This window comes from uncultured Erythrobacter sp. (assembly GCF_947502395.1).
Taxonomy (GTDB): domain Bacteria; phylum Pseudomonadota; class Alphaproteobacteria; order Sphingomonadales; family Sphingomonadaceae; genus Erythrobacter.
This window is the reverse complement of record NZ_CANMZM010000002.1, coordinates 543,545-563,196: the sequence shown is the minus strand read 5'-3', so window position 1 is coordinate 563,196 and position 19,652 is coordinate 543,545. Positions and strand designations below refer to the sequence as shown.

The window sequence follows — 19,652 nt, the reverse complement described above, 5'->3', positions numbered from 1 at the left end:
CGTATTTTTCCGTCAATAAAAGCTGTCCACCACAGCCAAAAGCTGCGCGATATCGCTTTCTCGTGAGAGGCGATGATCGCCATCCTTTATCAGTGTGACCTGTACGTCGTCCGAACGAAGGGCGGCGGAGAGTTTGAGACTGACCTCCCATGGCACGTCGGCATCGCGCTGACCGTGGATCAATCGGATCGGCGCGTCGATGGGGCTCTCGTCGACCAGTCGATACTGCGCTTCAGCGTCAGTGAAAAAGCCGGGGTGCGTGGGTGTAGGTTCTGGGCCGTAGGGGTTGTCTTCGAGGACGACTTCGCCGCAAGCCAATTGCGCGCGTTGTTCTTCGGAGTAACCCCACCAGGTGAAATCGGGGGCTGATGCGATTCCGATGATTCCGGCAAGCCGATCCTCCAAGGCCTCTCCGACCAGCAGCATCAACCATCCTCCCATGGATGAGCCAGTCACAAGCACTGGGCCTTCAACGTAGCCCTCGATCAGCGTCAAGACTTCCTCGCGCCAGCGCGAAAGTGTGCCATCGGCAAAATCTCCCGAGCTCTCTCCGCACCCCGAATAATCGAGGAGGAGACAACCACGCTCTTTCGCCTTGGCATTTTCGAAAATAGCAGTCGCCTTGCCACCCGACATGTCCGACATATAGCCGGGCAAGAAAACAAGCGTTGGGCCAGAACCCTGAACCAGCCTAAAGGCAATACGCCGCCCGTCGGACATTTCGTGAAATCGTGTATCGGTCATTGGCTGTCCTTGCCTTCAACCGTGGCTCTGGTGCAAGTCCTGTCATGGCGATGCAAGGCGCGTGATGTAAAAGGACCTCCATGAAGAAAACCGATTCTGCTCCGCATTCTAAGACTCCTTCAAAAGGTCTCACGCGCCGCGGCATCTTTGCCCTCGCTGGTGCATCGGCTGCGGTTGCGGCGACACCCTCAGCGGCACAATCCTATGGTTCGGGCTTCACCCATAGCGTTGCGAGCGGAGAGCCCCAGGCCTCAAGCGTTCTTCTTTGGACGCGCTACGTTGGCGAGCAAGAAACGGCGCTCAAATGGCAGATGAGTGAGAGCGAAGATTTTGCAGAGCTGGTGGCACAAGGTGAGGTCACAGCCTCAGTGAAACGCGACTATTGCGCAAAGGCGATCGTAACCGGGCTTACGCCAGATCGCTGGTACTTCTACCGCTTTGTCTCACCAGGTGGCACCAAATCGCCCATCGGTCGCACGCGAACTTTACCAATAGGACCCACGTCCAACTTCAGACTGGCGGTGTTTTCCTGCGCCAATTTCGGGTTTGGTTACTTCAATGCCTATGCCCACGCAGCAGAGGCCAATGATGTCGATCTCGCGGTGCATTTGGGCGATTATATTTACGAATATGGTGGCGACACTTATCCTTCTGAGGACCAGCGCCACCCTGACCGCAGTGTTGCGCCGGGCGGTGAAATCGTGGCCCTTGCCGATTATCGCCTGCGCTATGCTTCCTACCGCGCGGACCCAGACCTTCAGCGCATGCATCAAGTGCTGCCCATGATTGCCGTGTGGGACGATCATGAGAGCACCAATGACAGCTGGAAAGACGGCGCACAAAACCATCAGCCTGACACCGAGGGCGATTGGCAGGTGCGTAAGGCCATCGCCAAGCAGGTGTACCGCGAATGGATGCCGGTCTCCGATGAGCCCTATGCTGCCTATGACGTGGGCGATTTGGCAACGCTCTTCCGGATCGACACAAGGCTTGAGGGGCGCGAGGAGCAGTTCGACCTTACCGCGATGATCAGGGACGCTGGCAGTCCGGAGGAGGTGCTTGAGATTTTCCGCGCGCTTCGCGATGGGCCTTGGGCCGATCCCAAGCGCCAACTGCTGGGTGAAGCTCAAGAGAAATGGCTGGTCGAGAGCCTTTCCGCCTCGAAGCAGCGCGGCGCGGTTTGGGAGGTGCTTATTCAGCAAGTCCTGATCGGCAAGCTGTCTTCACCCAAGGGCATCACGAGCCTCTTGGGCGACAATGTGCCTGAGTTCGCTCGCGCGCGCCTGACCGCTGCTACTCTCGCGGCCGAAGTCGGCCTGCCGCTCAATATGGATGCGTGGGACGGTTATCCCGCCGCACGTGACCGGGTGTTCGAAGGCGCTCTTGAAGCGGGTTCGAACTTAGTGGTGCTGGCGGGTGACACGCATAACGCCTGGCAGTTTGATCTTACGCACAACGGTGAGAAAGTCGGAGTTGAGTTTGCCACATCCTCGGTCAGTTCACCGGGATTTGAGGGTTATCTCTCTGGGCTCCCTCCCAAGTTGCTCGCAGATGCTCTGGTCAATGCCAATGAGGAGCTCACATGGGCGGACACGTCGCAGCGCGGCTATATGGTGGTGGATTTGACCCCTGAAGCCGCCACCAGCGAATGGCGGTTCCTCAAAGGGATCAAGACCCGCTCAACCGAGCTTGCCGAGACGCGAACGGCCATTGTTGCGCCCAAGGTCTAGCCGTCAGTCTCGGCTGAAAATCTCCTCTATCGCGAGGTCAAACACCTCCGAGATGCTAAAGGCCAGTGGCAGCGAGGGGTCATAGCGGCCCTTTTCGATCGCGTTGACGCTCTGGCGCGAGACGCCCAAGCGATCGGCGAGGTCCTGCTGCGACCAATCGCGTTCTGCGCGCAGCACTTTGAGGCGGTTCTTCACACGTGCCCCCATGTCCCATAGGTGATGCGGTTGACCACTGAGCCCAGAGCAAGCCCTGCGAACCAGATCACAGCGTACCAATAGGCGTCCACATGCGGCACAAGATCGGCGCTTTCGAGCATGCCCCAGACAGAGGCTGCGCTCATCGCCAGTGCCGAAGCCACTAGGGTCTGACGCACGGTCAGCATGCGCATAAACTCGTCGGTTTCCTCAATGATCAGCCGAGCAATCGCCCAGAAAAAGCCAACCAGAGCAAGGCCCGGCAAAACGCCAATTCCTATGCGGATGGCGGTTGGCAGCGTCCCCAATTCATCGATAAATGTGAGCATCGCGAATGAGGCGAGATAGAGCGAGGTGAACACCGCTACGCGCTTGATATAGCGCCTCTGCGCCTCGCCTTTGGTGACGCAGTCACCAGTACCCGACTTGTTTTTGTTGAGCATGGAGACAAAGGCTGCGGCCATGCAGGCGAGGGGAATGGCCATGAGAGCAAAGGCAATCCCCTTACCCTCAATAGCGCCGGATAAGATCAGCCCGATAACTGCTCCTGACGTCCCGAAAGTGAGGCCGATCCAGAACATGGGCCCTCGCCCGAGGAAGCCAGCCGCTTTGCCGGTGTTTTGTGCGGCTTGATCGGTCATCATGCGCACTCGCCCGCGCAAGGCCTATGCCCGCCATAGATCGAACCCCAGGCAGCGCCTGCGAGCCCCGACGTGATGCCCCAGCTTGCGCCTTGGCTCATGCCAATGCCGTTCAGATAAAACGCGGTGGCAATGATTATCCCGGCCCAGATGAGCGCTTTGAATATCATGGTCATTGGTCAAGTGTCCTTTCCATAGTGGAAAGTAGATTTGCTCTCTGTGCTGTGTTTCATCAACTAAGGGGGTGACTTGTTAACTCGGGGCCCCTATTTGGCGCATATGGCCAAGCTGCTGACCACGACAACAACAACTACCACCTCGGATCTCCGGGGGCGGTTGTTGCTGGGTTGAGCCAGACCATCCGCCACCCGGTTTCAGGGTGGCGCGGTGTCCTCCTTGAAATCGGTTAAACACTCAAACACCGCTCTTCCGGTGTGCGCCATCATGTCCTAAGGCGCGCGTCAAACGAGACGGATACTTGTGATGACCGAACTGCTTAAGATCAGCCTTCCCGATGGCTCTGTGCGCGAGATGGAAGCGGGTAGCACGCCGTATGATGTCGCTGCCGCTATCGGCCCGGGCCTTGCCAAGGCCGCTCTTGCCGCGCGCGTGAACGGCGAAGTGCGCGATATTGGCCGTCCTTTCGAGGGAGATAGCGAGCTGGCGCTGATCACCTCCAAGGATGAGGCGGACGCGCTTGAACTGGTGCGCCATGACTTTGCGCATATTCTGGCAGAGGCAGTTCAGGCGCTTTGGCCCGGCACGCAGATCACCTTTGGTCCTGCCACCGATGATGGCTTCTATTACGACGTGATGGCGCCGGCCACGCGTGAGCCCTTTGGCCTCGAAGACTTGCCGGCCATCGAAGAGAAGATGCGCGAGATCATCAAAGCGGACAAACCGCTGCGTCGCGAAGTTTGGTCGCGCAATGACCTCATCGCCAAGTGGGAAACCGAGGGCGAAGCGTTTAAGGCTGAGTGGGCCAAGGAACTGCCAGAGGGCGAGGATTTGACGGTCTATTGGTCGGGCGATGACTGGCTCGATATGTGCCGCGGGCCGCACTTGGCGAGCACCGGGAAACTTGACCCGCAAGCCTTCAAGCTTATGCGGACCGCTGGCGCTTATTGGCGCGGCGACCAACGCAATGCGCAGCTCACGCGCATCTACGGCACCGCGTGGCTGAACAAGAAGCAGCTTAAGCAGCACCTTCATAATCTTGAGGAAGCAGGCAAACGCGACCACCGCAAGCTTGGCCGCGAGATGGACCTGTTCCACCTTCAGGAAGAGGCGCATGGGTCCGTGTTCTGGCACCCCAAGGGCTATCGCATCTGGCGTGAGCTTGAGGCGTACATGCGCCGCAAGATGGACGGCGCTGGCTACCGCGAGATCAAGACGCCGCAGGTGATGGACGCGCGCCAATGGGAACAGTCGGGCCACTGGGGCAAGTACCGCGAGAATATGTTCGTCATCCCTGATGAGGTGCCCAACACCGAGGATGAAGGCGACATCATCTCCAAGGATGCCGATTGGATGGCTCTAAAACCGATGAACTGCCCCGCGCACGTTCTGGTTTTTAAGCAGGGCATCACGTCCTACCGCGATCTGCCGATCCGGCTGGGTGAGATGGGTTGCTGTCACCGCAACGAGCCGCACGGCGCGCTCCACGGATTGATGCGCGTGCGCCAGTTTACGCAGGACGATGCCCATATCTTCTGCACCGAAGATCAAGTTGTCGAAGAGGTCCAAGCCTTCATCACGCTTGCTGACGAGGTCTACCGCGACTTTGGCTTTGAGTATAAAATCAAGCTCGCTCTGCGGCCTGAGCAACGCTTTGGCTCGGACGCGGATTGGGACAAGGCGGAGCAAGAACTGCGCGATGCGCTAACCGCCAATGGCCTCGAATGGGAGGAGCTCCCCGGCGAGGGCGCGTTTTATGCGCCAAAGCTGGAATGGCACCTCACGGATGCGATTGGGCGCACGTGGCAGGTGGGCACGATCCAATCGGACCGCGTGCTGCCGGATCGCTTGGATGCGACCTACATTGGCGAGGATGGTGAGAAGCACCGCCCCGTCATGCTGCACCGCGCGATCTTCGGGTCATATGAGCGCTTCATCGGCATATTGATCGAGCATTTTGCAGGCCGTCTGCCCGTATGGCTTGCGCCGATGCAGGCAGTCGTGGCGCCGATTGTCTCAGACGTAGATGGCTATGCGAACCGTGTGCTGACCAAGCTGGAAGCGGCTGGCATTCGCGCTTCCAGCGATCTTCGCAATGAGAAAATCAACTACAAGATCCGCGAGCACTCACTGGCTAAAGTCCCGCACCTCTTGATCGTGGGTAAGCGCGAAGAGGAAGAGGGTACGGTTGCAATCCGCACTCTGGGTGAAAAGGATCAGAAGGTTCTCTCGCTTGATGAGGCGATTGCGATGCTGACCAAAGCGGCGACGGCGCCGGATTTGGTCACCTAAGCTTTGGAGTTCCTCGCTGGGTTTAGCGCGGTGCAAATCGCGGTTGCGGTTGCGGCCACCCTTGGCGCAGCGTTCATTCGCGGACTGACGGGGTTTGGCTTTGGCATCTTGCTGGTGCCGATCCTCGCGCTGGCGCTGACCCCGGTTGAGGCGGTGCTAGCGATCAACATTATGGCGGGGCTTCTGGCTCTGACGGAGATCCGCATGATCCTGCGAGAGGCTGAGAGAAGCGCTTTTGTGATCGGCGCGCTAGTGATGCTGGCAACGGCTCCGGGGCTGATCTTGCTAGATGCGACGCCGCAAGGATTGGCGAGATTGCTTATCGCTCTCATCGCGCTTTCGGCGTTCTTCGCGATCCTCTTGCCAAAGCGCGGCGCGGCACAACCGGGGCCCATAACCACCGGAGCAGTGGGTCTCTCGGCAGGCGTGCTCACTGGCTTCGCCGCGATGCCCGGACCTCCGGTGGTGCCTTACTATGTTGGCCGTGACATCCCGCGCCTCACTGCCAAGGCATCGATGATCGGCATATTTGGAATTGCGGCCATGGCAGGGATCGGATCGGGAGCGGCAATCGGTGTCCTCAAATGGCGCATCGTCGTGCTGGGCCTCGCGCTTTTCCCACTGGTACTCTTCGGCAATTGGTTGGGGAGCCTTGCCTTTGGCAAAGTTAGCGACCCTGTGTGGCGGGCATGCGTTGGAGTGGTGCTGTTCGCAGCCGCGATCGCGGCTTTGATAAAATTGACTTAGTTCAGCCAACGCGCGGCCAGAACGGGTCCAGCGTTCACTTCGCGAAGGATGAGAGCATAGCGGTCTGCCCCGCGAATATCGAGCGCATTGGCTTCCAGCACATGGCTTGCTTGGCCGCCTTGCCAAAGCGCCAGTCGGCGTTCGTTCTTCAAGACATTGGTGTAGGCAATCCGTCGACCACGGTTTTCGCCACGGCCTATGTCAATCGCAGCTTGTCTATCCACCCCGATCAGCACGAGTTCGGCTTGCCCTTGAGTTTCTCCAGCGAGGCCAATTCCGAAGCCTTTGTCAGTATCGCCGCGCACCCGAATGACCGCCTCCCTTATGCTCGCACCTTGTGCGATCTTGCGGCGGAGCGCGCGCTCCCGCGACCCGATCTCTCCGAACCGGCCAGATACAACAGACTGCGGGGTGTAAACGCCACTGTACCCGACTAGGCCGCGCTCGGCATAAGCATACTGAAGGTCAGTGTTTTCCTGGCTGGCCAAGGTGTCTTTCCAGCCGAGACGGTCCCAATAGGTGACAGGCCGCGAAATAACGACCAGCCCCTCTTCTTGGTTGAGGCGCTCCGCTAATCGATCCGCAGGAGGGCAGGATGAGCATCCTTGACTGGTGAAAAGCTCGATCAGGACGGGTTCTGACAGGTCGTCAAAAGTTTGGGCGCCGCTGCTTCCGGGTAGCAACACCAACCCAGCGCAAATAGCAGCGCCAACTATCAAAATGCCTTGAACACAAGAACGCACGGCCTCGTTTTCCCTCTAACACATCGTCAAAGAGGACTTCGCGTTGAATTGTCAGAAGGTTACGCTTTCGCCGTTCGGCTAACTCAAATGGGAAAGGGTTGGCCGGCAAATATGAGCGCGGCGGCACATGCCAGCACTCCTACGCTGCTCAGCAATTCTATTTGACGCGCTTGGACTGCGCCAACTGTCTTGCGTGAAAGTGCGATTGCCTGAGCCATGTCGGGCAGTTTCGCGGCAATTCTCTAACGAAGTGTTAATTTAACCCCTAAGCCGAGGGCATTTGCTGGCTTGCACAGTGAAACCCGCCGCCGCCTGCGAGGACTGCATCGGCAGGTAGACCAATCGTCTCCCTATCCGGAAAAAGCGCTGCGATGGCTTTCACGCCCGCCTTATCATTCGGTGATCCGAAGGTTGGGACCACCACCAAATGCGTGGTTACCGAAAAATTGACGTAGCTCGCGGGCTCAATTGCACCGTCGCGGATAACAAGACCGGGAGAAGGGATAGTGACGACCTCCACACCGAAGTCTTCCGCGCGAGCCTTTGCATCAGCGTAGATCGAAGCGTTGGGATCGCCCGCCCCGGTCGCCTCGGGCACAACCAGTCGGTTCGGGCCAACAAAACGTGCAAGGTTGTCGACATGGCCGTCTGTGTGATCGTTGATAAGCCCATCGCCGAGCCAAAGTACTAGGCTAAAACCAAGGGCGCGTTGAAGTTCTGCTTCTATGGTCTCACGGCTCATACTCGGATTGCGATTTGGGTTCAGGAGGCACTGCTCCGTCGTTGCGGCAAGTCCAGTACCGTCTCCGTCGACCGCACCACCTTCAAGGATCATCGGTGATGTCGTGAGCGGCAAGCCAGCATCGTGCGCAAGCTCCTCTCCGATTTCCTGGTCGCCCTCGATTTGGAATTTTCCGCCCCAGCCGTTGAAACCGAAGCGTCGCGCTTCGCGTCCTTCGAGCCCGCTCACAATCAAGGGCCCAGTATCGCGCAGCCAGATATCCCCATGGGCGCGTGGTTCAATCCTTACGGCCCCGCTTACAAGCGTCCGTGCACGCGCTGCGTTTGCGCCATCGCGAACCAAAAGGCGCACTTCTTGCCCGCTTTCCGCGACTGCATTGGCGAAGGCAGCAATCTGCTTCTGCGCAAGTTCGAGAAACCCGGGCCATTCCTCGGCCAAATGCGGGAAACCGATCCAAAGCCAATCCTGGCTTGCCCATTCAGGCGGCATCAAACAGGCCTTTTGTCCAGGTTTCACGGCAATAATTCTCGCAGAAACTAATACCTTTCTCTTGCAGATGGCCTTGCGGGTCGCAAGCAGCTTGGCCAAGTGTGCCACTTATGACGAGTTCGGGTGAGATGGATTGGAAAGGAGCGTTGGAAAGGGCCCGCGCTCATGCGCCTTTTCTGGCGCGCTCACTGGATCGACAGCCTGCGTTGGAAGAGCTGCTCGCCTCGGGCAAGGGCGAAGACGCGCTTGCGTGGTCGCGAGCCCGTGGGAATCATGAGAACGCAGGCATTGGCCTGCGTCGCCATCGATTGGGCCTCGCAACCGCGCTCGCGATTGCTGACCTTGCCAGAGCTTTCTCGCTTTCCCGCGTTCTGGGGGAATTGAGCAGCTTTGCCGATTTTGCGCTCGACAAAGCTATCCGGACGGTCATTGCGGAGCGCACAGGCGAGGATCGCTGTGACGGCATGATCGGGCTGGCTTTGGGGAAGCAAGGCGCAAGCGAACTCAATTACTCCTCCGACATTGATCCCATCCTGCTCTACGACCCGGAAACCCTTCCCCGCCGCTCTAGGGATGAGCCAGGTGAAGTGGCGCAGCGGTACGCGAGGGCAATCGTGAAGTTGCTCTCAGAAAACACGGTCGAAGGGTATGTGCAGCGGGTCGATCTGCGGCTTCGCCCCGCGAGTGAAATCAGCCCATTGGCGGTGCCTCTGGCCTCGGCGATCACCCATTATCAAGGCCAAGCGCTCGCATGGGAGCGCGCTGCTTTCATTCGGGCGCGCGCAGCCGCTGGAGATATTGCATCTGGCGAGGCATTCCTTACCGAAATCGCTCCCTTCGTATGGCGTCAGAAGCTCGACTTTGGCGCGGTTGAAGAAATTCGCGAACTGACTCTGCGCATTCGTGCAGACTATCTTGGACCTGAACGCCCCGGCCCCGCCTACGATGTCAAGCGCGGGCGTGGGGGAATCCGTGAGATCGAATTCTTCGCTCAAACCCATCAGCTTATTCATGGTGGACGCGACCCATCCTTACGAGTCCGCGGCACGCGCGATGCGCTCGATGCGCTTGCTGCAGCGGGGCGGATCGAGAGTTCTCATGCGCATATTCTTGGCGAGGGCTATGACCGCCTGCGCGTGATCGAGCACCGCTTGCAAATGGTCGAAGATCGGCAGACCCATATCCTTCCAGACGGAGAAAAGCTGGACCAGGTCGCGTGGCTTGATGGCCTGGGCAGCGGTGCGGATCTTATTGAGGAACTGGCTCAGCTGACCACCCAAACCGGTGCGATTTATGATGAGCTTATCGGACAAGATCCCGAACCAGCACCTCCAGCCCCGCAGCCTGATGAGCGCGCGCGTGCTCTCGCTCAAATGGGGTTCGCTGAGCCTGAAACACTGGCCGAGCGGATCGAGGGTTGGCGCGACGGACGTTATGCCTCAATCCGTTCTCCCCAAGCGCTCGAAGCGTTTGATCGTCTGCTTCCGCTCTTTCTTGAGGCCGTAGCTAAAAGCGATGATCCGCCGCGCGCGATTTCGCGTTTCCAGTGCATTATTGAGCGCACGCAGAGCGCAATTACACTGTTCCGATTGCTTCGCGCCGAACCGACGTTGTTGGAGCGATTGGTTTCAGCGCTTACCCTTTCGTCGATCCTGGCGGACACGCTTGCACAACGGCCCGAAACGATCGATGTTCTGCTTGAGCGCGAGCCGATTGATTTCAGCGATACCTATGCGCGCACGCTTCAGCAGATACATGATGGCGCGGAACGCGAAGACTATGAAGCTAAGCTGGATTGCATCCGCCAGGTCATCACCGAGGCACGCTTTACTCTCGCGATTAGCCTGCTTGAGGCGGAACACAAACCATCGCGCATTGCCGCTGCACTTTCGCAGATCGCTGAGGCAGCAATCACAGCCGGGCTTGAAGGCGCGCAGGCTGAGTTCGCAAGGGCGCACGGCTATCTGGCCGATAGCGAGCTGATTGTTGTTGGGCTTGGCAGGCTTGGCGGGGGCGCTCTGTCGCCAGCCTCCGATCTTGATATGATCTACCTCTTTTCTGGCGATTTTTCGGCCGAATCGGATGGCGCAAGGCCGCTTGGCGCGACGTTATACTACAATCGGCTGGCCACCAGAGTAAGCGCGGCGCTTTCGGTGCCAACCGCCCAAGGCGCGCTCTACGACGTGGACACAAGGCTGAGGCCGCAAGGCAAGCAGGGGCCGCTTGCGGTTTCAGTTGAAGCCTTCGCAAAATATCAGTGCGAAAGCGCTTGGACTTGGGAGCATATGGCGCTCAACCGGGCACGCGTGCTGGCGGGCTCTGACGCGGCGCGGGCTAAAGTGGAGGAGGTGATTGCCGACACCCAATGCAAAACCCGTGATCCGGCAAAGCTCAAGGCCGACGTGCTAAAAATGCGAAGCGATATGGCCGAGCACAAGCATCCCAAAGGAGAGCTCGATGTGAAGCTCCTGCGCGGCGGGCTGGTTGATGTGGAATTCCTCATCCACTTTCTCCAGCTGCGGCACGCAGCAAGCCGCGCGAGCGATCACCCGGCGATGCTATCTCCGGATTTTGCGTTGGCCATCCCCGCGATGATCGATCTAGACCTCCTTGAGAGGGAACTTTGGCCCGCTTACGACCTTATGACTGATGTGCTCGTCGCAGGACGGCTGCTTGCCCCCGAAGGCAAAGAACCCCCACCTGCCGCCGCGAAAGCTCTTGCACGTGCCTGTAGGTGCACTAGCTACGCTGAGCTTCTCGCCAATGTGGCTTCTGCACGGAGGTGCGTTGACCGCTGCTGGACACAGACATTTGAAGAGACCTTGGAGATTTGAACGATGACCGATTTTCCTGCCGCCGGCGATACGCTCCCAGATATCGCGATGGAATCCCCCGACGGAGGCACGGTGAAACCATCCGATTTTGCAGGAAAGAAATTGGTGCTGTTCTTTTATCCCAAGGACAACACGCCCGGCTGCACTACCGAGGCGAAAGACTTCACCGCCCTGAAAGGCGCGTTCGATGGAGCGGGCGTAGAACTGCTCGGCATTTCCAAGGACAGCGCGAAAAAGCACCAGAACTTCATCGCAAAGCATGATCTGACCACGCCGCTTGCAACCGATGCAGAGGAAGGCGGACTTTCTGACACGTTGGGCATTTGGACGGAAAAGAAGATGTACGGCAAAACCTATATGGGCATGGTCCGCACCACCTATCTTATCGGCGCGGATGGTAAGATTGCGCAGATTTGGAACAAGGTGAAGGTCAAAGGGCACGCTGAGGAAGTATTGGCAGCGGCAAAGGCGCTTTAACTTCTTATGCAATCGGTCGCCTCTGCCATTCGCGATGCGCTCTTGACGGGCGATCCGCGCACCAAGTGTTTTGCAACCCGCGATGTGGCGCGGCGTTGGCGGCAGGGTTCGCTTGCCTTTTCCTTTGATGCCTCGATGCCGGATGAGCCAGCAAGGCCGAAGCATCCGGAGCTCCTCCCGCCCAACAAAATGCCCAAGCGCGGGAAGTTTGGGTCCGAACGGGCCCGCATTGCACTTTGGCATTCGCTCGCCCACATCGAATTTGTAGCAATTGATCTCGCCCTCGATATGGCAGGGCGTTTCGGTGGTGAGATGGGCGAGGAATTTGTTTCTGATTTCCTCTCCGTCGCGGCCGATGAGGCGATGCATTTTGCGCTGCTTGCGCGCAAGCTTGAGAGCCTAGGCAGCCACTATGGCGCACTGCCGGCGCATGGTGGGTTGTGGGAGGCGGCGCATGAAACGCGGCATGATGTTGCGGCGCGGTTGGCGGTGGTCCCAATGGTCCTCGAAGCACGTGGTTTGGATGTTACTCCGGCTACGCTTGAGCGGGTCAAGGCCGTAGGGGATGAGCACGGTGCGCGCATTCTGGCACGTATACTTGACGACGAGATTCGCCATGTTGGTTTTGGCACCAAACACTTTTTACGGGTCGTCGCAGATTCAGGCGAGTCACCCGAATCTGCTTGGAAATCCCTCGTGCGCAAGCATTTCAGAGGCCCCGTAAAACCTCCGTTCAACGACTCAGCGCGCCTTGCAGCCGGTTTGTCGCGGGACTTTTACGAAGACATTGCAGTTTAACGAATCACACCGATAACAAGCTCGTACGAGTTCAAGGCCATTGAGAGGGACTTGGATTCTCCCCAAGCTGTTTGAGGTTTGCACCCTCACTTAAAGAACAAAACATTGGCGCGGGGAAATTGTGAGTGGCGCTAACCGCCGGATAGGATCGGGTTTACATGAGCACGCTATTGCGTCCCATTTCGAAAGCAATCGCTGCCGTGTGCGCTGCGACGACGCTTCTTTTCAGCCCGGCCGCACATGCCAATTCTTCTGCCAATACGGCTGCCGATGTGACGGCACCAGTGCGTGAAGCGCAGGCCGAAACACTCGCCAATGGCGATGAGCGCTTCCGCGAGTTGTTTGCCAGCTGGACTTCGATTGAAGGCGCGAAGTCAACACCGCAAAGCGAACCCGTCCCTGTGTTTGAGCGTCCTACTGTTTCCGTACCTTCTCTGACGCCCGTCAATGGTGCACGGATGACCAGCAACTTTGGCATGCGCAACCACCCTGTTCGGGGTGGACGCCGTATGCACAAGGGCGTTGATCTCGCGGCACCGACAGGAACACCGGTTTATGCCACCGCAAATGGCATTGTTGAACTGGCGCGCTGGGGCCGCGGTTATGGCCTTTATATCAAGCTCGACCATGGCGCAGAGCTGGAAACCCGCTACGCGCACCTTTCGCGTCTCGCTGTTGCCGCAGGCGATCGCGTAGAGAAAGGCGAAGTCATTGGTTATGTGGGATCGACTGGCTGGTCGACTGGCCCGCACCTTCATTATGAAGTGCGCGTTGACGGGGTTGCAGTTAATCCCGTTCACTATATGGTAGCCGACAGACAAGAGACCCGGGTTGTGGAAGCGGAGAGCAAAATCCTTCCAGGACGTCGTCGGGTTGGTGCTGGCGGAGAGTAAGTCTCGTAATTTGAATTATGGCCCACTTTCGAGTGGGTAAAAGATGCCCGCCTGGAAGCGGGTCGGACATTGGAGAGGGTGTCCGAGATTGGGCGGCGGGTTTTCCCGCCGCCTTTTTTTGTGCCAGTTTCAAGCCTTGGCCTCATCCAATCAAGCGCTAGCGCATGTTCCGTCACGAAATCGCTTGAGCGCAGCAAGCGCTTCGTTAGGTTGCCGCAAGGGACTGTTTTCAGTCGGCTCGCCTAAATCGAGCGACTGCGTTGGAGAGAGATAGAGATGAGTATGCACCCGATCGCCCACGCGGCGGCGCGCCCTGATCATCCTGCCGTAATCATGGCGGGCAGCGGTGCGCAAATGACTTTCAAGGAAATGGACGAGGCTTCCAATCGCTTTGCACATTTGCTGCGCGCGCGCGGGTTTGAAGGCAGTGAGGCGTTTGGAGTTTTGCTGGAAAATCGGATGGAGTATTTCCCGCTCATTTGGGGTTCGCAGCGCTGCGGCGCGATGCTTGTGCCGATCTCGACCCGGCTGACGGCTCCTGAAATCTCCTACATTCTGCGTGATGCGGAAGCCAAGCTTCTGATCACCTCACCAGCCTATGCTGACGTACTTGAGGGTATTCGCACCGAATTGCCAGACCTTGAAGTCCTTTTGACTGATGGCGGGGGCGACGACGACTTTGCAGCGGCGCTTGATGAGCATTCGCCAAAGCCAGTGGAAGATCCAGCGCCCGGCCAAGTGATGCTCTATTCCTCTGGAACGACCGGTCGCCCGAAAGGCGTTCGTCCCGCTCCCCCGGCCGACCCGGACATTCAGGCTGCAGTTCCATTGATGGGGCTTGCGATCATGGGCGCTGGTATGCCGGCGGATGGTTCGATGGTCTATCTTTGCCCCGCACCGCTCTACCACGCGGCCCCGATTGGTTGGGCCTCAACTGCTCAACGATTGGGCGGTACGATTGTGGTGATGGAAAAGTTCGACCCCGAAGATGCTTTGGCGGCGATCGAGAAGTATAAGATCACGGACAGCCAATGGGTGCCTACCCACTTTGTGCGTTTCCTAAAACTCGATCCCGAAGCGCGCGCTCGCTATGATCTGTCCTCGCACCAGCGCGCTTTGCACGCAGCTGCTCCATGCCCGGTGCCGATCAAGCACGAAATGATCGAATGGTGGGGCCCAATCATCAATGAGTATTATGCCGGGTCCGAAGGGATCGGCATGACTTTGGTCAAGTCCGAGCAGTGGTTGGAGCACCCCGGCACTGTTGGGGCAGCAATCTATGGCAAGCTCCATATCTGCGGCCCGGATGGCGAAGAGGTTCCCGCCAACACAGACGGGCTCATATATTTCGAGAATGACCTTCTGCCGAGTTATCATAAGGACCCGGAGAAGACGAAAGAAGCGATGCATCCAAAGGGCTGGATGACGCTTGGCGATATCGGCCATGTGAATGAGGCGGGCTATCTCTTCCTCACCGATCGCAAGAGCCACATGATCATTTCTGGCGGGGTGAACATCTATCCGCAGGAGATTGAGAACCTGCTCGTCACCCATGAGAAGATCATGGACGCAGCCGTAATCGGAGCGCCGTGCCCTGAGCTGGGTGAGAAAGTTGTCGCGGTGGTTCAACCCATGGATATGGCTGATGCGGGCGATGCGCTTGAGGCTGAGCTTCGCGACTTCCTTGCCCCAAACCTTGCGCGCATCAAGATGCCCAAACAGTTCGATTTCCGCCCGGAGCTTCCCCGTGAGGCCAATGGCAAGCTCTATAAACGCGAGCTTCGTGATGAGTATGCGGCGAAAGCGGAAGGGTAAGCCATGAGCCATCCGGCAATCCTGCCAGAGGACATCGCGCGCGAGGTTATCGCTCCTGAAAGCTACGCCGAATGGAACGGCGTGCTCGACACCTTTGATCGCCTTCGCGAAGAGATGCCGGTCGCCAAAGTTGTCGCAGAAGACGACGTGTTCGAACCCTTCTGGCTAATCACGCGCTACGAAGATGTGATGCGGGTCTCGAAGGACAATACAACCTTCCTCAACAATCCGAAGCCCGTGGTTTTCTCAACGCGTGAGGCAACCGCGTTCTCGCAGGCTGCGACGGGATCGAACATGCTGGTCGATAGCCTTGTGGTCTTCGATGCGCCGATCCACCCGAAGTATCGCAAGCTTACCATGGATTGGTTTATGCCGCGCAATCTGGCCAAGATTGAGGCCGAGATCCGCGATCTCGCGCATCGCACCGTGGATCGGATGCTTGAAGCTGGCCCCGAAGTGGACTTCGTCAAAGAGGTGTCGGGTCCATATCCGCTCCATGTGGTGATGCAGATCCTTGGGGTTCCCGAGGCGGATGAGCCGCGCATGATGATGCTGACCCAGCAGATGTTCGGCGGACAGGATGCAGACCTTTCAGGCACTGGCATGGACAATATGTCGCCTGAGCAAGTGCTCCAGCTTGTCTCTGGCGCGGTGAAGAGCTTTGAAGACTACTTCGCTGCTCTCGCTGAGGACCGCCGGGCAAACCCCACCGATGATGTGGCGAGCGTTATCGCCAATGCGTTGGTCGATGGCAAACCGCTGCCGCCGCGCGATTTGGCCGGCTATTACATCATTGTTGCAACCGCAGGCCACGACACCACCAGCGCTTCTACAGCGGGCGCAATGATGGCCTTGGCCAATGACCCAGAGCAGTTTGCACGGGTCAAGGCGGACCGTTCGCTCCTGCCCGGTATCGTCGAAGAGGCGATCCGTTGGACCTCTCCCGTGCAACATTTCATGCGCACCGCTGCTGAGGACGTCGAGGTCGGCGGGCAACAGATCAAGGCGGGCGACTGGATGATGATCAACTATGTTGCCGCCAATCATGACCCCGCGCAGTTCGAAAACCCGCGCAAGTTTGACGCGGCCCGCACCCCCAATCGCCACCTCGCCTTTGGGGCAGGCGCGCACCAATGTCTCGGCCTGCATCTGGCGCGGCTTGAGATGCGCATCCTCTTTGAGACGCTGCTTGATCGGATCGAAACGGTGGAGCCTGCGGGCGAGGCCAAGCGCTCGAACAGCACCTTCGTTGGTGGTTTGAAAACTCTACCTCTGCGAATCAACCCGGCTTGAGAGAAAAACTTACACGCGAGTGGGCGCCTGTACGCTGCGTTTGAGACACTTGAGACACTGTCTAAGGGAAGAAAAGTGCTGACCTCACTCTGGCCCAGATATGAGGCAGAGGGGTGGGAATGATGTAGCGCGCCATAAGAAGGCTTTAGCGCCAGTCCTGTGTGTAGGAAAACGACCCGTCAGAAGAAGGTCCTGCGCAATCAAGCTTTACATGTGGGGATGCATCCGCAACAATTCAAGGCCTCATGCGAAATATCTTATCCGAATACGAATTATTGAAACAACATATCCGATTTTACTGTTCTTTACAGGCAACATCTGTTAACACCGCATTCATGGGATGCAATTGGAAGCGCGCCGCTTTTTGTGAAGGTGGAGGCGTTTTTACGAGCCAAGAACTCTTCGGAGCACAATTCGTGAAAACCGCCTCCCTTTATGAAAAGGAGGTGAGTTTATGACTTTGCTAGAAGCCTACAATCTGCCTTTCGCAGCTGCGGCTATATTACTGGTCTTTATCGCGCTCGCTCAGGTCATTGGCATGGGCGATATGTTCGAAGGCGCGGATGCGGATATTGACCTTGATGTCGATATAGAGGCTGATCCGACGGCGGCTGGCGGCTTTTTTGATGCGCTGCAAACCGTGTTTGGCATTGGCCGAGTGCCGTTTCTGATCTGGCTCTCTGTGCTCTTGTTCACCTTCACGGTGATCGGCGTCGTGGGTCAGCAGGTGCTTGTCAGCACTCTGGGGGCACCATTCCCCGCATGGCTCGCTGCCATCGGTGCTGGGGCCGCGGCGCTTCCCGTGACGGGCGCGCTCACCCGGCCGCTTGCCCGGCTTTTGCCGCAGGATGAATCCAGTGCGGTGGGGCTTGATAGCCTCGTGCGCCGCGATGCAGAAATCCAACTGGGACAAGCGACAGCAGGTTCGCCTGCGCGCTCCAAAGTGATCGATCGGCATGGCCATCCACACTTCGTGATGGTTGAGCCCAACGATCCAGAAGCGACGCTTAAACAAGGCGAAACCGTCATGCTGGTCCGCCGCGAGGGACAAACCTTCTTTGGCGTCCAGTATGAAAACCCAATGCTGTCTCTGAGATAGTCTCAAGACGCTGGTGGACTCTGGGAACCCCCTGAGTCACAAATCAATCAAGACCGCGCGCGCCGTAGTCAGCACCCCGAAATGCAGACCAGCGCGCGCCACATACAAACGGAGGGAAAATGAATATTCTTGATCTTGCCATAATGGTCGGCCTGGGCTTCCTCGTCCTACTGATCATCTTTGTAGTCCTCACCTCGCTCTATCGCCGGGCGTCCAAGGAAATCGCATTCGTGCGAACTGGCGTCGGCGGTGAGAAAGTCGTGATGAACGGAGGCGCGCTTGTGCTCCCGGTCTTCCACGAAACTATGCCCGTGAACATGAACACGCTTGTGCTTCCCGTTGTACGCAAAGATACCGAAGCATTGATCACGCTCGACCGCCTGCGGATCGACGTGAAGGCAGAATTCTACGTCCGCGTGCGCCCCGATGGAGGAGCCATTGCGATGGCCGCCCAAACGCTGGGTCAACGCACGATGCAACCCGAAATGCTCAAAGACCTTGTCGAAGGTAAGTTCGTCGACGCGCTGCGTTCGGTGGCCGCGGGCATGAGCATGAACGAGCTGCACGAACAACGCGCAGACTTCGTCCAGAAGGTGCAGCAAGTGTCGTCCAACGACCTTGCGATGAACGGTCTGGAGCTGGAATCGGTCTCGCTGACCGGTCTCGACCAAACCAGCATCGAGCACTTCAACGCCAACAACGCGTTTGACGCCGAAGGTCTCACCAAGCTCACCGAACAAATCGAGGCGCGCAAAAAACTGCGCAACGATATTGAGCAGGACACTCGTGTCCAGATGGAGAGCAAGAACTTGGAGGCCGATCAACGCTCGTTCGAGATTGGCCGTGACACCGAATACGCCCGCCTCCAGCAGGAGCGCGAAGTTGAAGTGAGGCGTGCAGCACAAACCTCTGAAATCGCCCGTGAACAGGCCGAACGTCAGCGCGAAGCGGACGCCGCCAAGATTGAGGCCAAAAAGCAAGTCGACGCGCAGCAGATCGAGGCTGATCGTCTCGTTGAGGAGGCCCGGATCGATCAAACGCGCGCTCTCGAAATTGCTCGCCAAGAGCAGCAAATCGAGGTCCAGAACAAGTCTCGCGAAGAAAGCCAGGCGAAAGCCGAGGCGGACGCCGCAAGGGCTCTGGCCGTGGCCGCTGAAGAACAGGTTGTGACGAGCCGGGAAAGCGAGGTTGCCGAGCGTCAGAAGAAGATCGAGCTGATCGAAGCGGCGAAAGTTGCCGAGCGCGATGCGATCTCGATCAAGGTCGAGGCGGAAGCGGAAAAAGACGCAGCCACGAACCGCGCGGAAGCCTCAAGGCTTGAGGCCAAGGGTGAGGCCGATGCCGAAGTCCTGCGCGCCGAAGCCGACCGTGTTCGCTTCGAGGTTGAGGCCGCTGGTCAACAAGCGGTCAACGAGGCGGCGAACATCCTATCGATGGATCAGATCAGCCTGCAAACGAAGCTTGCTCTTCTCAAAGTGCTGCCTGAAGTCATCAAGGAAAGCGCCAAGCCGATGGAGGCAATCGACTCGATCAAGATCGTTCAGGTCGATGGGCTTACCCAAAACGGTGGCGGTTCATCGGGTGCCCCTGCGGGAGCCGGAGGTGGCTCGGGAAACTTGGCGAGTGACGCGGTGTCCGCAGCTCTTGCTTACCGCGCGCAGGCCCCTGTGCTTGACGGGCTGATGAAAGAGCTTGGCCTTGATGGCTCATCGCTTGGCAGTCTTGCAGCTGGGGCAGCGGACGAGATTGCCCCTGCAAATGACAAGTCGCTTGTGGAGATTATGTCGGACGTTGCTGAACAGGTTCAGGAAGCCGAAGAGCGCCTTGGCGATGACAGCCATGGCGAAGCCGCTGAATAAGGCCAGCTTCTCACCCAAACAAAGACCCCGCCGTGCCCTTGGGTTCGGCGGGGTTTTCGTTGGCGTTCATATCGTTGGTAAACG

17 protein-coding genes are annotated in these 19,652 nt (G+C 58.2%); 11 read left to right on the top strand and 6 right to left on the bottom strand.

All coding sequences use genetic code 11. The annotated features are described in order from the left end of the window. Positions 1-12: 12 nt before the first annotated feature. Positions 13-744 carry an alpha/beta hydrolase gene (locus tag Q0778_RS09005; RefSeq protein ID WP_298335557.1) on the bottom strand — a complete coding sequence of 244 codons (732 nt, stop codon included), beginning with the start codon at positions 742-744 and terminating at the stop codon, positions 13-15. Between the two features lie 80 nt (positions 745-824). Here Q0778_RS09005 and Q0778_RS09000 point away from each other — a divergent pair, with 80 nt between their 5' ends. Next, entirely contained in the window at positions 825-2,474 is a 1,650-nt protein-coding gene (locus Q0778_RS09000) for an alkaline phosphatase D family protein (protein WP_298335555.1), read from the top strand. 3 nt (positions 2,475-2,477) lie between these two features. On the opposite strand, the gene Q0778_RS08995 is transcribed toward Q0778_RS09000, so the two are convergent. Genes Q0778_RS08995 through Q0778_RS08985 form a run of 3 tightly spaced genes read right to left on the bottom strand, consistent with a single transcriptional unit; the run spans position 2,478 to position 3,486 of the window. Further along, positions 2,478-2,669 (bottom strand): helix-turn-helix transcriptional regulator, encoded by a 192-nt coding sequence (locus tag Q0778_RS08995; RefSeq protein WP_298306826.1) that lies wholly within the window; start codon positions 2,667-2,669, stop codon positions 2,478-2,480. Next, positions 2,666-3,313 (bottom strand): hypothetical protein, encoded by a 648-nt coding sequence (locus Q0778_RS08990; RefSeq protein ID WP_298306829.1) that lies wholly within the window; start codon positions 3,311-3,313, stop codon positions 2,666-2,668. The genes Q0778_RS08995 and Q0778_RS08990 overlap by 4 nt, the downstream gene beginning before the upstream one ends. Further along, complete coding sequence (locus Q0778_RS08985) at positions 3,310-3,486, bottom strand: hypothetical protein (protein ID WP_298335553.1); 177 nt, start codon at positions 3,484-3,486, stop codon at positions 3,310-3,312. Before Q0778_RS08985 ends, Q0778_RS08990 begins: the two co-directional genes overlap by 4 nt. Before the next feature lie 307 nt (positions 3,487-3,793). On the opposite strand from Q0778_RS08985, the gene thrS reads away from it, so the two are divergent. Both thrS and Q0778_RS08975 read left to right on the top strand, forming a co-directional pair. Then, positions 3,794-5,779 carry a threonine--tRNA ligase gene (gene thrS, locus Q0778_RS08980; protein WP_298335551.1) on the top strand — a complete coding sequence of 662 codons (1,986 nt, stop codon included), beginning with the start codon at positions 3,794-3,796 and terminating at the stop codon, positions 5,777-5,779. Positions 5,780-5,782: 3 nt separating this feature from the next. After that, positions 5,783-6,526, top strand: coding sequence for a sulfite exporter TauE/SafE family protein (locus Q0778_RS08975; RefSeq protein WP_298335549.1), 744 nt, complete (start codon positions 5,783-5,785; stop codon positions 6,524-6,526). On the opposite strand, the gene Q0778_RS08970 is transcribed toward Q0778_RS08975, so the two are convergent. Both Q0778_RS08970 and Q0778_RS08965 read right to left on the bottom strand, forming a co-directional pair. Beyond that, a complete protein-coding gene (locus Q0778_RS08970; RefSeq protein WP_298335547.1) occupies positions 6,523-7,269 on the bottom strand; it encodes a thioredoxin family protein in 747 nt (248 codons plus the stop codon). The genes Q0778_RS08975 and Q0778_RS08970 overlap by 4 nt on opposite strands. A gap of 265 nt (positions 7,270-7,534) precedes the next feature. Next, positions 7,535-8,500, bottom strand: coding sequence for an agmatine deiminase family protein (locus tag Q0778_RS08965; RefSeq protein ID WP_298335546.1), 966 nt, complete (start codon positions 8,498-8,500; stop codon positions 7,535-7,537). A gap of 110 nt (positions 8,501-8,610) precedes the next feature. Here Q0778_RS08965 and glnE point away from each other — a divergent pair, with 110 nt between their 5' ends. From glnE to Q0778_RS08925, 8 genes are all read left to right on the top strand, one after another. After that, positions 8,611-11,334, top strand: a complete 2,724-nt coding sequence (glnE, locus tag Q0778_RS08960; protein WP_298335545.1) for a bifunctional [glutamate--ammonia ligase]-adenylyl-L-tyrosine phosphorylase/[glutamate--ammonia-ligase] adenylyltransferase — start codon at positions 8,611-8,613, stop codon at positions 11,332-11,334. Positions 11,335-11,337: 3 nt separating this feature from the next. After that, the gene (locus Q0778_RS08955) at positions 11,338-11,811 is read left to right on the top strand and encodes a peroxiredoxin (RefSeq protein WP_298335543.1); all 474 of its coding nucleotides are present in this window, start codon (positions 11,338-11,340) and stop codon (positions 11,809-11,811) included. 6 nt (positions 11,812-11,817) lie between these two features. Next, positions 11,818-12,609, top strand: coding sequence for a ferritin-like domain-containing protein (locus Q0778_RS08950; protein ID WP_298335541.1), 792 nt, complete (start codon positions 11,818-11,820; stop codon positions 12,607-12,609). 158 nt (positions 12,610-12,767) lie between these two features. After that, positions 12,768-13,502 carry a M23 family metallopeptidase gene (locus tag Q0778_RS08945; protein WP_298335539.1) on the top strand — a complete coding sequence of 245 codons (735 nt, stop codon included), beginning with the start codon at positions 12,768-12,770 and terminating at the stop codon, positions 13,500-13,502. A 282-nt stretch (positions 13,503-13,784) separates the two neighbouring features. Then, on the top strand, positions 13,785-15,317 hold the full coding sequence (locus tag Q0778_RS08940; protein ID WP_298336143.1) for an acyl-CoA synthetase: 1,533 nt from the start codon (positions 13,785-13,787) through the stop codon (positions 15,315-15,317). A gap of 3 nt (positions 15,318-15,320) precedes the next feature. After that, a complete protein-coding gene (locus Q0778_RS08935; RefSeq protein WP_298306862.1) occupies positions 15,321-16,610 on the top strand; it encodes a cytochrome P450 in 1,290 nt (429 codons plus the stop codon). Between the two features lie 454 nt (positions 16,611-17,064). Then, entirely contained in the window at positions 17,065-17,709 is a 645-nt protein-coding gene (locus Q0778_RS08930; protein WP_298335537.1) for an OB-fold-containig protein, read from the top strand. A gap of 119 nt (positions 17,710-17,828) precedes the next feature. Further along, positions 17,829-19,568, top strand: a complete 1,740-nt coding sequence (locus Q0778_RS08925) for a flotillin domain-containing protein (RefSeq protein ID WP_298306868.1) — start codon at positions 17,829-17,831, stop codon at positions 19,566-19,568. The last annotated feature ends 84 nt before the right edge of the window (positions 19,569-19,652 follow it).